This window comes from Pseudomonas sp. PDM05, from assembly GCF_014851685.1.
Lineage (GTDB): Bacteria > Pseudomonadota > Gammaproteobacteria > Pseudomonadales > Pseudomonadaceae > Aquipseudomonas.
In genome coordinates, this window is the sequence record NZ_JACVAC010000004.1 from 402,726 (window position 1) to 416,682 (window position 13,957).

Consider the following 13,957-nt stretch of genomic DNA (forward strand, 5'->3'; position numbering starts at 1 on the left):
CGCTCCGATTTGGCAGCCGCGGCCCGTAACATTTCCTTTGACGACCTACTCGCTGCATAACCCCGAATCAGCCCGCACTAGCGGGCTGTTTACCCATACCCGTCATCCGCACTATTCAATCCACAAATGAGAGAACCATTGATCTGAATTCAGTCTGAGCATACGGTTCTCTACACACCAAGCGCTGCTCAATAGGAAAGCGTGTTCACACAAACCCGATTGGCCGGCTGCCACTGTCATATACAGGGTATAGAGGCTAACAGAGAGCACCGCTGGCTAAGGCCACGGGTGGACCGAGAGGCTAAACTTGCTAGTCATGATGCCTCGTCGACTTCCAGCTCATATTATACGGAGTAACAAATGGCATTAATATTAAGGCTCTCGTAAATCGACATATGAGTAAAACATAACAGTCCCGATTTTTCTGCAATGCTTCGATGCTCAAGAACTTCAAAAACCAACTACTTGATCAATAGGCGTGCCGCTCACTTTCCTTAAGAAAGGATCGAGAATTGTAAAAGCCCTCAAGACTAATAATGACCGCATCTATAAAAGATGTAGTTATAGAGTATTTATCACGCAATATATTTGAACGGTGCCTTTCCCCTACGACTAATGCGCTTTCTCTGCCATGCGCCACTTTATTTCTATTCTCTACGAGCTCATCTATGGTTGTGCGCACCCTCGGCTCAACTTCAAACCCTATAATTCCGAAAGATTTAAAGACTTCAAGGATTGAGTTTGTCCACACATTCATCAGCGTATCCGAAAACTGAGCCTCATCAATTTTCATCGTATCCGAAGAGTCAAGACAACTAAATATCGATAAGGCATTTTCGTTATAGGACTTGAAGCTACAACTCTTAAATGCCTGCAATCGCCCTCTTGTGAATACGCTACCAAAACTAAGTTCGTAATGTCTTGCAGGGATATTATGTGAAGCTATTAAGCGCAGCGTGAGTTGCACCGCCTCGTTAATGCTTTTTTCTAACGCAGCGTAAAGGTGTACGTAAAAAAAACCTCGTAGAATTTTTACTTCTGAGGGGTGAGGGATAATCGCATCATCAGGCTCAAGAAAAACAATATGATTTAAGAGTTGCTGGACTTCCATGAGTCGCTCTCTGGATAACGCTCTTACACCCTCATAACTCATACTATACGTTATCCTTTACGTACTTTATTCTGTCGATTACTTTTTTCCGACTGTTGGTCGCTCCGGTAGTTAGGCCTGTGAGGGTCTTATTATCCAGCAGCGCTTTGAGCTTTTTAGGGCTCACAGCCTTTCCAGCATTCAAGGCATCGGCGACGCCAATTGCGACTGCTTCAAATAGGACAAGAGGCGTTGTATTTTTCCTGCTAGATCTAACAATACCATCTGGCAAATGTGCTTCCAGCAGGGTGAATGTTTTTTCAAACAGATCTTTGAGGGCTTTCTTGTTCTTAAAGCTTTCCGATTTATTTGCCATGTAATCGTTAAGAAAACCTTTAACGCTGTGAACAAATTGATCGCGACACTCAAAATATGCGAAAAACTTAAGAACAAGCTCCTCAATATTTCCATTTTTTTCTGCGTTGGAACCAAGCTTTAGAGAATTCTTAAAAGGTTGGAACTGTGAGCAATCTCTGATGAAGCTATTGAAGGGGCCGAGATAGACGCAGTTTCGGATTTCTTGAGGATGTAAAATTACGCCGCCAGTATTTAATCTTTCAAATAAATCGAAGCGAAGCCCGAAGTCGCTTCTATCATTCAGCACAGTAATCCTGATTGGGCGCGTCATAAACATCAATTGTATTGGCTTAGGAATATCTTTGAACGTAAGTCCATTCAGTGTATCTAATTTTTCAAGACCTTTCAAAATTAGCGGCTTACAATCTTCGCTGATTTTTTCTATGATATCCGAGTTACCAATGAAGTTCACAATAGTAGTGAGACGTTGAAGCCCATCAATTACTTCCCAGGTGGAGTCTTGGTTTGTGGCCATGAATAAACTTGGCACCGGAATCCCGAGTAAAATTGATTCAATTAGCTGGGATTGTCTTTCTTGGTTCCAGATAAAGTGCCTCTGGTACTCAGGTGTTACATCGATAATATCTTCCGAAATCATGTCATACAATTGTCTGACGGTAACATCATAACTATCGAAAGACACAGTTCTTCGATTTGCGTCTAATTGCGATTGAATTGCAGTACTATCCATAGATTCCTCTGGTAACTTTATTCTCGCTCGGGGGGCGCCAAGAGATGAAATGGTTACGGGGCATGTAGTTCGGTGGCCAACAATACCGTGAGCAGCACTGCATGTCGACACTGAGACCCGAGCGGATGCTGCTTCGGGGGGGGGGGGTTAATGCTCTAGATTTCTGGACTGCCCATTTTTACGCCTCGCTGCGCCATAGACAAGGAATTCGCTCCTTTCCGAAGCGGCTGCAGTGAATATGTCGACCAATGGATGACGAGGGCGAAGCTGCGCAGGCCATCTCTTGATTCATCTTTACTTCCAAATTTCGAACCCTTATGGCTTAGAAATTAAGGGGTTAGCGTTCAATCAACGTGGTCTTGAAAAACATACTGCAGCGGCGTGGTCTGGCTCGAATGAGCAAGGCTCATATTTGTAGAAAATACCGCTTCCGTCGTTTTTTCCCAGAGGAGTCGAAGGAAATAACTATGCCATATAGTCGACAGGTTATTCCAAGGGCTTAATTGGGGTGTTAAGCGCTCCATCTGCTACGCCACCCTACGGTCGCATGAAACGCCCAGCCTCTTCGAGAAAAAGCTTTGAGCAGAATCAATGGCTTTTTGCCTTCACTGTGTGGTAATTCTTCATCTTCAATTCGACTAGCAAAGGAAGTGCGTTATGTCTGGTTCCGGCGGCAGCTATCTTGGGCCCTCTACGCCCACCAATTCCTGCGCTACCCTTCAGTTCGATACCCAGCTTGCATCACCCAAAGCTCTTGTCGTTGCCCAACTGCTGGTCAATAACATTCTGGATATTGCTTTTGCACCGATGGGCCATCAGGTAGTCATAGCGCTATGGAATGGCGCTGAGGCTGGTGGGATCGTCGACCCGAATCTAAACCAACTACGTAACTGCATGACCCAGGGAGAGCAGTACCAAGCACGTGTGCTCCAGATTAACGGCGGGCAAGTAAGGCTTCGGGTTTACCACGTCTAATTGAGAGCAAGGAGAGCTCCATGATCACCATCGTAGGCGGTGTCTACCGTGAGCGCTGTATGCGCCCAGCTTGGGACGATATTTATGGATCTGCAGGACGAGCAGCAACAGCGATTGCCCGTTTTGGTGGAGACGCTGAATTACATGCGTGTGTCGATAGCGGCACTCAAATAGTATTAGAGGCCCGCGCAGCCGCAGAGGGCTTTAAATTTAATGCAATAGCCGCTCAGTCGGGTGTGACCTTTGAGTACATACATGGACTCTCCACCCCTGATATTCGATGCGTCACTCATCATCGGTTGCAATTTCAAGTTACTGCCGAGAAAGTGCTTCGGTTCGGCATGATTGATGGAACCTCAGTAGTTGACGCCGAGTATGCGGTTTTTGATCCTCAGAACGCCGAAGGCCCTGAATCCTTCAGAGCTAACGGCTCCAAAGCAAAACACTTAGCGCTTGTTCTGAACCTCCATGAGGCCAACCTCTTGTTATCTGGCTCCAGCGGATTGTCCCCCCAACAGATTGCGACTGAATTGGCCAAACAGGAGAATGCGGAGGTAGTTGTCATCAAAATGGGGCCACTGGGCGCCCTTGTTTTTGATAATGGGGCTATTTCCAGAGTACCTGCACACCGCACTGAGCGGGTATGGAAGATCGGTTCCGGTGATACCTTCGCCGCGCACTTTGCACTGGGCTGGCTGGACAACAGCCTACCTGCTCACGATGCGGCATCGATTGCGTCCATCGCAACGGCCTTCTATTGCGAGAACCAGGGTTTTCCCGACAAGTCCTTATTGGCCGGATTCAAGCCAAAGGCATTGATTCCCTCTGAAAGATACCGCGCTGGCTACGCACCGAAGGTCTATCTCGCCGGTCCATTCTTTACGCTCGCAGAGCTGTGGATGGTTGGGCAAGCGCGTCGAGATCTGCTAGCTATGGGCCTGAATGTATTCTCTCCGTACCACGATGTTGGCCTGGGAACTGCTGAAGACGTTGTGGAGAAAGACCTTGAAGGGGTGCGCAATTGCGACGTTCTCTTAGCAATCGGTGACGGGCTCGATTCTGGAACGATCTACGAGATTGGTTACGCACGAGCACTGAACAAGCCCGTCGTTTTCTACGCAGAAAACGAGTCTAGCCAGGATAAGAAAATGATGGAAGGCTCCAACTGCATTATCACCGATGACTATGTCAGTGCTATCTATCAAATTGTATGGGAAGCGGTGGAGCTATGAAGACGGGGTTGCTGCTCTCTGGTGGCATGGACTCTTTGACGCTCGCCTGGTGGAAGCGGCCAGATATCGCGTTCACTCTTAACTACGGCCAACTTGCCGCAAAAGCCGAAATTGAGGCTTCAAGGACTATCTGCCAACATCTAGACATTCCCCATCATGTGATTGCGATCGACTGCAGCCCCGTGGGGTCCGGGGACATGGCAGGCATCCAAGCGGACAGCCTGGCTCCAGCCTCGGACTGGTGGCCGTACAGAAATCAAATGTTGGTAACCTTGGCGGCCATGAAAGCTATTTCGTTTGACGTGACGCACCTTTGGCTCGGCACAGTGAAGTCAGATGGCTTCCATAGGGACGGCTCGACTGAGTTCATGACTGCGATCAGCCATCTGCTTTCATTGCAAGAGGGCGGTATGGTGGTTGAGGCTCCCGCAATAGAGTTTTCAACCGCTGAGCTTGTGCGCCAGTCTGGCATTCCTCCGGGGCTTCTAGCCTGGGCCCATAGCTGCCATAAATCGCATGTAGCATGTGGAAATTGCCGGGGTTGCAACAAGTATATGGAAGTATTCCAAGAGGTCGGGTATGACTTGGATCGACCTGGCTAATCCAGTGCCCAAAGCAGCTCCTGAATCCTATGCTCCAATCATGTGGGAGGTGGGAGAGATTTACACGCTACCATTACTTTCGGGAGGTCCTAATCGGCCGTTCTACGATGTATTAGATGAGCGCGTATCACATCGGGAATTCGGTGCTGTCAAAGACGATCAACTTGGAAGTTTCCTCTGGGTAGCCTGCCGAACTAGATGGAGTAGCGCGTCGAATCTTGGATTCGATTTGGAGCATCGTGCTGCGCCGTCTGCCGGAGCAATTCACCCGATTCACATTGTCATTAAACGACCTGATGATGATCGATGGTGGCTGTATGAGCCTAGAACCCACCAGTTACTCGAGCTAAAGCACGCCCGTACGAATCTCGCAGGCCTCTACAACCAAAGTATGCTGGTTTTAGACGGTGGCTTAGCGATCCAGGTTTTGTTTATAGCCGAGCCTGGAAAGACGCTGGGTAAATACCAGAACGGGTGCAGCCTAGTTTGGCGCGATGCAGGAGTTCTACTAGGGGTGATGGCACTGACAGCGACAGCGCAGGGCCTCAATTTCTGTCCTTTGGGCATCACTGGAGAGCCGTGGGCCAGCGCCTTAGCCGATCAAGGCAAGCTGGTCGGGGTTGGACTTGCGCTTCTTGGGTCGGTTGCGAGCAGCTGACTCAGATTTTTGGTGGCCCATCCCCATGATGCTATGCACCGTGGCGGAAGAGGACATCATTTCGAGCCACATCAATGCATCTAGTTCAGATGCCCTGACGCCAAGCCCTTTGCTGAAGCGGATGAACTGCTCTTCCAGCTCCAGGTAGTTACGCTCGACAGTCAGGTTACTCTCGAAGAAATTACCCAAGAGCCCCGCCCGGAGGATATGAATATCCAAGATAGCTACGTCGTCCGCGTCCAACCAATTACGGGCAACCCACGAGGCGGTCTTGTAACCAATACCAGGAATATCCAGCAGCCAGTTGCGAAGCTCTTTACCATTGGCAAGAGGAGGTAGCTCCACCGACAGCTTCTGAAGAGCCGCACTGAGGTAGCGAGCCTTCTGCTTGGCGAAACGGTATCGCACTTTGCGCTCATCAATCGCCAAAGGCTCCAGCAACCACTCAAGAAGCATATCTTCTGACGGAGGCTCATCGCCGAAAGCACCGCGCGCTCTCACATGATGAAATGCTGCGACGCCGACGTTCGCAGGGATGCCATGCCCGCCCAACAAACAAGCTCCAACTTCCTCTTTCAGGGTTGCACCGAGCTTGTAGTTGATCCGGTTACCAGTGAGCCGACGGGCATACACTTGATAGGCCCAGTAGGCAGGTGTTGGGAATGCCTCCATTGCTCCCCATGGGACGCCTGGAATGACCTCTGCCTCTGCTTTTGGTAGCTCAACATTGAATACCACGCGGTCCATGAAAATAGCGCCCAGTTGCATCATCAAGCGGCCTCCTCGTCATTGCCATAGTGCTCTTGCATCCACTGCAGTAATTCATGCCGCTCGATAGGGTCCAAGCTCTCGATGCGAGTGCGGAGTCTAATTTGACGGCGCTGAATGGTCTGGCGATCTCGAAATGTTTCCCCCAAGTAGCGGGTGTCGTGCAGACGGCTAGGGGAAGCGAAGTTCATCCAAACAACCTCTTCACGCATCTCGACATGTGTCTTTGCCGGAAAACTCACCTTACGCCATCCCACCAGCTCTCGGTTGTAGAGATCACAGTCATAACCCGAAAGCATCACATTGCAAGGCAGGGCAACCAAGCATCGCAGTAGCCGGATATGGTCTGCTTCTAAGTAGTCACAGCGATAAACCTTTTCCCTACGGCGAGTTTCTGGGAAATAGGGAGGGTCTACATACACCAGTTCCTCCCCCTCAAATAAATAGCTTTCGAGAAAGGATACGGCATCGACTTGGTGGAGCTCGCATTTTCCAAAGAGCTCTGACTGCCAAAGCTCAATGACCTTGCCATCTATGTCCAAGCCGATATTCCGCTGCGCAGCTTTCTTGTTCCGCATGACAGCACCGCCGCCAAGGTGGGACTCGATGTATGTCTGATGCGGTGGCATCAGATTGATCAAGCGCTGATAGCACTTGCCTTTTCCGCCTGGATATCTCATGCACATAGCATCGTCAGAAGTGACGATGATGTCAATGAATAAGCGCTGAACGGTCTGCTACACGCCGTATGAAATCCATCCTTCCGGCCAGCAACTACACTAGTCAAAAGTACACCAAAACTGGAAGTGGCCACTTCAAAACACAGCCAAGAGAAGTAACACCCGTGCAACTTGTAACACCAGCAACTAGGCGTAGCAAACTACGTGTGCAACGCATATAAAATCTATATATATATCAATTACTTAATTATAATCGTTACATGAGTAACACCTGTAACACCTGTAACACCAAATTAGCCTCCCCCAGCCCTAGAATGGAAAACACCTCCAGCGACATAGGTCGTGGCTTTCCCCTCCTTTCAGTATGAACGGAGGCCTCTGGGCTATTTGAAGAGATACGGGGTCGGAAACCCGCAGAATCGTGTTAGCGGGAAGCCTCCCAGCTTAGTGAACAGGTGAACCTGGTGAACTCCAGTTCACCTGTGCATTTGCCCTACCGTTTGGGCGATCTGAGGGCATCGTTACCAGTACGGTAACGATGCCCTCTTTTCTTCAAAATCCTTTCAATTTCAACGATTGAAATTTCAGTAACTTCCCAGGCCTCCCACTAACTCGATCCCGTGGGTTTCATGCCCCGTGCGTACTCGAAAGTCACAGGGGCCCCGGTGAGATTTCTGGGTCAGGACTGAAGAACGGCTCGGAGGAACCTGAGCCGTTCAGATAGAGAGCTAAGAAATCACACTGACGGTGACTAATATCCCACCGCTATTATCCCCAAATCCCTTAGGTTCATCGTTAGCTGTAAGCCAGAGCAAACCCTCTAGATCGGGGGGTACGAACCCATAGTTACCTATGGAGAACGTTTCGCTACCACCTCCAACGTGATCACCGCCAACTTTACCAATGAGCGAACCCTCTGGTGCCCCAGGTCTCAGGTAGGTACTTCCTGCTGTATACCGATCACTCCCAGCGGCACCTGTCGGCCCCCAGTAGGGATTGGTACGCCACTGCCCTGAAACATAACTCACAGCCAGCAGCAATCCCTTGCGAATGTAGATACCTGAGTTATTCCAATAGCCTGTAGGCCTTGCAGAAATCAGGATCACCGGTTGACTAGAAACCTCCGCAATAGGTGCACTAGCGGCCTCAAGTGCCAGGGTGCGTGCGGCCTGATAATCGGGATCTTGAACGAGTTCGTTTGGTAGCAACTGCAAAATGTTTGACATGACATCTCCTTGACGATCAAGTGATTGAACGAGATTGCAGAACAAAGATCTGACGCTGCCATTACCGAGGATCGCGAAACTCTCAAGCCTCAACGGCGGATGGAGTATAGGCATTATTTTGCCATCACCCGGGACACTACAGAAAAAGGTGCGTGCCCACTCATTTCCCTTAGAAGGTGATAGAAATAGCTAGCTTCCTAGATGTCACCACGTGTCCAACAGCATTGTGGAAAAGTGTTATCCGCATGGGCTCTAGAGCGCTTGGTCCTATTCAAAGTCACTGCCGTGGAGAATTTTTGTGGAAGACGTCTCGCTGCTCGCCTCATTGCCAAAGCTCCTTAATGAAAACCAGCTCGCCCTTGGGGCTGCCATTGAGGAGCTTTCAAATTGGGTGGAACAAAGAGGTTCATCTGAAGTAGCACAGAACATCCGAGGTGCACTCGACACGCTGGATGATAATTCTGGATTCATTACCCTTGCCCTCGCATCACTGGCGGCAGAAGGTCGAACGAAGAAGTAATAACCCACCTGGATGGCAACACACCGCTGACGATTTGTTACTGCTTTATCCTGGGGGGATACCACGAAAGCAGTGGCCAGAAAGAAGCACCATGTATGCCCACGTGTATGCCTAACCGACGCACAACCAAGCAGGCCCAATAAATACAGGCGTCTTACTGACCAGTTCAAACGACGCCGGCCACCAGACACAGACAAAAAAGCCCCAGCTCCAACGACCTGGGGCTTTTTTGTGGGCGTTGGGTCAGCGCAGTTTCAGCGCCTCCAACCGCGCGGGCAAATCCTCTTCGGGAAAGCGTTCGTGCAGTTCCAACAGCTTCTCATCCGCCGCCTTGCTCTGCCGCGCGTCTCGCAGTCGCACAATCTCCCGCAGCCCCTGCTCCAGCGAAGGCAACGCCACGGGCGCGCGCTTGCTGAGTTTGGCGGGGGACTCGTCCGCCATCGAGCCCATGACCTGCGCACTCTCGGCCTGTGGCGCAGCAGCCATCCGGGCCACCGGCGCGGGGGCGGACATTGCCGGTGGTGGTGGGCTGGCGGCCTCTTCGTGGCGTGCGGAGAAGGTCGCGGTGGAGATTTCCGGCTGCGGCACGGGCGTGCGCGTGACCACGCCGATCATCAGCGCCAGGCCGGCGACGGTGGCGAATGCCATTTGCCAGCGTGGTCGTTGGCAGGCGTGCAGCCAGCGTTGCCACAGGCTCGGCTGTGGTGCCGGGGCTTCGCGGCGGGCGGTGGCGAGGATGAAGGCGTCGAGGGACGCGGGCGGTTCGCCGGTGCTGTGTTGACGCAAGTGCTGGATGAGCACGTCGTCAGAATCCTGGGGGTGTCGAGAGTCGGTCATGCGGGTATCTCCTCGGCCAGCAACCGGCGCAGTTTCTGCTGGGCGTAACGCAGGCGGCTTTTTACGGTTTCCAGCGGGGCTTTGGTGAGGGCGGCAATTTGCGGCACTTCGAGGTCGCCGTGCAGGCGCAGCAGGAAGACTTCGCGCTGGTCTTCGGGCAGGTCTTGCAGCGCGGCGTCGAGGCGCGCCTGGTCGCGGCTCAGGCTCAGTTGCTGCTCGGGGCCGGGGCTGGCGTCGGGCTGGGCGTGCAGCTGTTCGTCGTAGCTGTCGTGCAGCGGGTTGTGGATGCTGTGCTTGCGCCAGTAATCGATCAGGCGGTTGCGGGCGATCTGGAACAACCACGTACGAAAACTCGCCCTCCCCTGTGGCTGGGTAGTGCTGCGGATCAGGCTGAGCCAGGTCTCCTGGTAGATTTCCTCGGCCAGTTCGGCTTTGTTGCTCAGGGACACGAGGAATCGGTACAGGCCCTGGCGATGTCGCGCGTACAAGGCCTCGAACGCGGCACTGTCACCGCTCCGGTAGCGGGCCAGCAGCGATTCGTCGCTGGGCAGGTCATCTGGAACGGCCATGTCGATGGCGAACTCCTTTCTGAAAGTCGACGGTGAATCAAGTGTGGGAGCAAGCAACCCCCTCCCACATCGGGCATCAATGTTTGAGGCTTTGCGCCAATTCCACCAATTGCACGAACTCATTGCGCAGCCCGAACGGGTCATCGCCCCGTGCCGAGCGGGCCAGTGCAGCGATGTCGTGCAGGCGCATGCTGCCAGTGTAGCGGCCATCCCCCTTGAGCTGTTGGGCGAAGGCGGCCACGGCGGCGGCGAAACGCAGGTCGTCGCTGGCCTGGACAGGTTGAGGGCCGATGGGGCGCTCGATCAGTTGGCTGTCACCGCCCGCAGCGGGTTTGTAGCGCACACGCAGCATCGCCAGTTCAACGGCTTTGCTTTCGGCCTTGGGCTCTGCGGCATAGCGCAGCGGCTCCAGCCAACCCTTCTCGCCCTTCGGCACAATTTCGTACAGCGCAGTTACGGTATGCCCTGCACCCATTTCTCCGGCGTCGACCTTGTCGTTGTTGAAATCCTCACGCTTCAGGGCGCGGTTCTCATAGCCGAGCAACCGGTATTCGCTGACCCGTGCCGGATTGAACTCCACCTGCAATTTCACATCCCGCGCCACCACGGCGAGGGTCGAGCTGAGTTGGTCGACCAACACCTTGCGGGCCTCGCGCAGGTTGTCGATATAGGCGTAGTTACCGTCGCCGGCATCGGCCAGCTGTTCCATCAGGTGTTCGTTGTAGTTATCCACACCGAAGCCCAGGGTCGTCAGGGAAACCCCGCTTTTGCGCTGGAGCGTGGCCATCTGCTTGAGGCTGTCGAAGTCGCTGACGCCAACGTTGAAGTCACCGTCGGTGGCCAGCAGGATGCGGTTGATGCCGTTGTCGATAAACCCTTCGCGAGCCATCTGGTAGGCCAGTTCGATGCCCGAGGCGCCCGCGGTCGAGCCGCCGGCGGTGAGTTGCTCGATGGCATTGCGGATCTTGGCCTTGTCGCGGCCGGAGGTAGGCTTGAGCACCACGCGGGACTCACCGGCGTAGACCACCAATGACACGCGGTCCTGATCGCGCAGTTGATCCACCAACAATTTCAGGGTGCTTTTCACCAGCGGTAAACCTTCGCGGCGGTCCATGGAGCCGGACACGTCCACCAAAAACACCAGGTTGGCTGGCGCCAGGTCTGCCACGGCGCGGTCGGACGCCCGGATGCCGATGCGCAACAACTGGGTGTGCGGGTTCCACGGCGTCGGGGCGAGTTCGGTGGTCACTCCAAAGGGTGAGCCATCGGTGGGTAATGCGTAACGGTAGGGGAAGTAATTGACCATTTCCTCCAGTCGCACAGCCCCCTCGGGCGGCAGGCTGCCCTGATTGAGGAAACGTCGTACGTTGGCGTAACTGCCAGTGTCCACGTCAGCGCTGAAGGTCGAAACGGGCATTTCGGCGACCCGCTGCACCGGGTTGTCCGGCAGGCGTTCGTACTGCTCCCCAGGCTCGTTACGAGATGGATTGACCCGCTCGTCACTCATCATCAACGGCGCCGCCATCGGCGCTGGCGCCACCCCCTTGACCAGTGCGCCTTCGAGGCGTGCCTGCGCGACGCTGGGCATCACCGTCGCGGCTTCTTCTTGGGGCGTGGCGGTGTCTTGGGACGTGGGCACGCCACAGCCTGCCATTGCCATGCAGGAGGTGATGGCAAGGCCTTGTGCGACAGGGCGCAGGAGCGGCAAGAAAAGACGGGGCATGGCGGCTGAACCTCGGGGGTGAATGATGTGTTCACTCCTTCAGACGCAACCGGATCGGGGCTCGGGTTAAACATAGAGGATTTTTCTTAAACCAGCGCTCGGGAATGGCCCTGTCCTGTAAGTGCGTGTGTGGTTCTTTTGTTGTCCATCGGACGCGATCAGGAAAAACCCCAAGACAAACAAAAAAGGAACCCGCTCTGCCCCGCCTCATCTGCAAAACAACAGACGCCACAGCTCACTGCAACAACTTACGACAGCATCGGATAAACCACCATTGGGTAACACTTGAGCGATTGGCAGTGGTTTTCAGCGGTGAGAACTTGGTCCTGCGCAAAAGGACTTTGCCTACAGACTTTCACCAAGGAAAAATCAAGCAGCGTGTGACGGTAAAACAATGAAAATACATTCTGGCGTGCCTACTTTTTTCGCTCCCTACAGCGCACCTCCAAGCCCACAACGGTTCATCAGGCCCTTCTCTATTCCGCCGATTTTTCGCCCCTTTATCCGACCATTTGTCACTCACCCCTGGCTGCGACCTTTTAAGCCCCCAATGCCTCGCCCAATGCCTCGCCCGACCCCTCTGCCGGAGAACAGGCCCGTGCGTCCCGAGCGCCGTACGCTTCCCCCAGGCCCCGACAAACCCAGCCCCCACACCTGGGATGGCAAGGACATGACTCAACGGCCAAATGACCCTCACATCGCCCGGGTGAACAAACGCTCCTACGATAATCAGCAGATCATCGAGCAGCTCACACGCAACGTGCCGACGTGGCAGGACAAGAACCGGAACAACACCACCGAAATTTCAGTTTCATTCGACCCAGGCGGGTTCAACGAGTACCAGAAACAGGAAGCACGACGCTCTTTAACCTCTTGGAGTGATGTCGCCAACCTGCAATTCACCGAGAACGGAGGGCCCTCCGAAGGCCGGGTGACGTTCGGAATCTCAAACCGGGTCCCCACCGCACAGGGCGCTTATCCGACACCCTATGGAGGAGGCGGTGGCGCAACGCTCTACAACCCCCGCATGGCCACACGCACAGTGATGACCCACGAGATCGGGCATGCCCTCGGCCTGAAACACCCCGGCAACTACGACGGCAGCGCCTCGGAAAGCCAGCGCGTGTATGCCCAGGATTCCAGCGCCCATACCGTCATGAGCTATTTCGGCGATCAGAGCAGTGGCAAACAGCTCGGGGTCAAACCCCTCGCACCGATGATGGATGACATTGCCGCGATCCAGAAAAAGTACGGCGCCAATTATCAGACCCGCAAAGAAGACAATACCTACGGTTTCAATTCCAATACCCAGCGGGATTACTACACCCTCAATTCCGCACGGGACCGGATGATCGCCTGCATCTGGGACGGTGCCGGCAATGACACCCTGGACGTATCCGGCTACAGGTCCAACCAGGTCATCAATCTCAAGGCCGGTGCCTTTTCAGACATTGGCGGGCTCAGGGGCAACGTGTCCATCGCCAGGGGCTGCACCATCGAGAACGCCGTCGGCGGCGCAGGCCACGACGCGTTGATCGGCAATGAGGCCAACAACCGGCTCACCGGGGGCCTGGGGGCGGACCAGATACGTGGCGGCGGCGGCGCGGATACCTTCGTCTACAACGACGCCCGTGACTCCACCCCCGAACAGCCCGACACGCTCATGGACTTCACCAGTGGCACCGACAAGATCGATGTGTCCGGCGCCCTGCAAAAAGCCCGGGTCTCGGGACTGAATTTTGTCCAGGCCTTCAGCGGCAAGGAGGGCGAAACGCTGCTGACGTATGACCCAGCCACCGGCAAAGGCAGTGTCTCCATCGACCTGAATGGCAATGGCCGCGCCGACCTGCTGATCAAGACGCATGGGCAGGTCAAACCCGAGGATATTGTTCAAAGCGACGTACGCAGCCGTAATCGCTGGAACAATCGACGTGGCTGAAAACGCCGAAAAAACGCCATCCACAACGAC

Annotated in this window: 14 protein-coding genes; 6 read left to right on the plus strand and 8 right to left on the minus strand. The window is 53.9% G+C overall.

Translation table 11 applies throughout. The features are described from left to right. Positions 1-469: 469 nt before the first annotated feature. Positions 470-1,111: an MAE_28990/MAE_18760 family HEPN-like nuclease gene (locus IB241_RS11635; protein WP_192298521.1), complete on the minus strand. Its 642-nt coding sequence runs from the start codon at positions 1,109-1,111 to the stop codon at positions 470-472. 43 nt (positions 1,112-1,154) lie between these two features. Then, positions 1,155-2,198 (minus strand): DUF262 domain-containing protein, encoded by a 1,044-nt coding sequence (locus IB241_RS11640; protein WP_192298522.1) that lies wholly within the window; start codon positions 2,196-2,198, stop codon positions 1,155-1,157. A 657-nt stretch (positions 2,199-2,855) separates the two neighbouring features. On the opposite strand from IB241_RS11640, the gene IB241_RS11645 reads away from it, so the two are divergent. From IB241_RS11645 to IB241_RS11660, 4 genes are read left to right on the plus strand one after another with little or no spacing between them, the layout of a single operon-like run. Continuing rightward, positions 2,856-3,173: a hypothetical protein gene (locus IB241_RS11645; RefSeq protein WP_192298523.1), complete on the plus strand. Its 318-nt coding sequence runs from the start codon at positions 2,856-2,858 to the stop codon at positions 3,171-3,173. Positions 3,174-3,193: 20 nt separating this feature from the next. Next, complete coding sequence (locus IB241_RS11650; protein WP_192298524.1) at positions 3,194-4,405, plus strand: PfkB family carbohydrate kinase; 1,212 nt, start codon at positions 3,194-3,196, stop codon at positions 4,403-4,405. Then, the gene (locus IB241_RS11655; RefSeq protein WP_192298525.1) at positions 4,402-5,007 is read left to right on the plus strand and encodes a 7-cyano-7-deazaguanine synthase; all 606 of its coding nucleotides are present in this window, start codon (positions 4,402-4,404) and stop codon (positions 5,005-5,007) included. The genes IB241_RS11650 and IB241_RS11655 overlap by 4 nt, the downstream gene beginning before the upstream one ends. Next, the gene (locus tag IB241_RS11660; RefSeq protein WP_192298526.1) at positions 4,985-5,665 is read left to right on the plus strand and encodes a nitroreductase family protein; all 681 of its coding nucleotides are present in this window, start codon (positions 4,985-4,987) and stop codon (positions 5,663-5,665) included. The genes IB241_RS11655 and IB241_RS11660 overlap by 23 nt, the downstream gene beginning before the upstream one ends. Here IB241_RS11660 and IB241_RS11665 read toward each other — a convergent pair. The 3 genes from IB241_RS11665 to IB241_RS11675 form a co-directional block, all read right to left on the minus strand. After that, a complete protein-coding gene (locus IB241_RS11665; RefSeq protein WP_192298606.1) occupies positions 5,600-6,433 on the minus strand; it encodes an 8-oxoguanine DNA glycosylase in 834 nt (277 codons plus the stop codon). The genes IB241_RS11660 and IB241_RS11665 overlap by 66 nt on opposite strands. 2 nt (positions 6,434-6,435) lie before the next feature. After that, positions 6,436-7,119, minus strand: coding sequence for a DNA adenine methylase (locus IB241_RS11670; RefSeq protein ID WP_412547869.1), 684 nt, complete (start codon positions 7,117-7,119; stop codon positions 6,436-6,438). 722 nt (positions 7,120-7,841) lie between these two features. After that, the gene (locus IB241_RS11675) at positions 7,842-8,339 is read right to left on the minus strand and encodes a hypothetical protein (protein WP_192298528.1); all 498 of its coding nucleotides are present in this window, start codon (positions 8,337-8,339) and stop codon (positions 7,842-7,844) included. 298 nt (positions 8,340-8,637) lie between these two features. Between IB241_RS11675 and IB241_RS11680 the strand changes: the two genes are divergently transcribed. Continuing rightward, positions 8,638-8,859: a hypothetical protein gene (locus IB241_RS11680; protein WP_192298529.1), complete on the plus strand. Its 222-nt coding sequence runs from the start codon at positions 8,638-8,640 to the stop codon at positions 8,857-8,859. A 243-nt stretch (positions 8,860-9,102) separates the two neighbouring features. Here IB241_RS11680 and IB241_RS11685 read toward each other — a convergent pair whose 3' ends face one another. From IB241_RS11685 to IB241_RS11695, 3 genes are all read right to left on the minus strand, one after another. Continuing rightward, positions 9,103-9,696, minus strand: a complete 594-nt coding sequence (locus IB241_RS11685) for a hypothetical protein (protein WP_192298530.1) — start codon at positions 9,694-9,696, stop codon at positions 9,103-9,105. Further along, complete coding sequence (locus tag IB241_RS11690) at positions 9,693-10,265, minus strand: RNA polymerase sigma factor (protein ID WP_192298531.1); 573 nt, start codon at positions 10,263-10,265, stop codon at positions 9,693-9,695. The genes IB241_RS11685 and IB241_RS11690 overlap by 4 nt, the downstream gene beginning before the upstream one ends. A gap of 76 nt (positions 10,266-10,341) precedes the next feature. After that, complete coding sequence (locus IB241_RS11695) at positions 10,342-11,988, minus strand: vWA domain-containing protein (RefSeq protein ID WP_192298532.1); 1,647 nt, start codon at positions 11,986-11,988, stop codon at positions 10,342-10,344. A gap of 670 nt (positions 11,989-12,658) precedes the next feature. Here IB241_RS11695 and IB241_RS11700 point away from each other — a divergent pair. Further along, entirely contained in the window at positions 12,659-13,927 is a 1,269-nt protein-coding gene (locus tag IB241_RS11700; RefSeq protein ID WP_192298533.1) for a M10 family metallopeptidase C-terminal domain-containing protein, read from the plus strand. Positions 13,928-13,957: the final 30 nt, after the last annotated feature.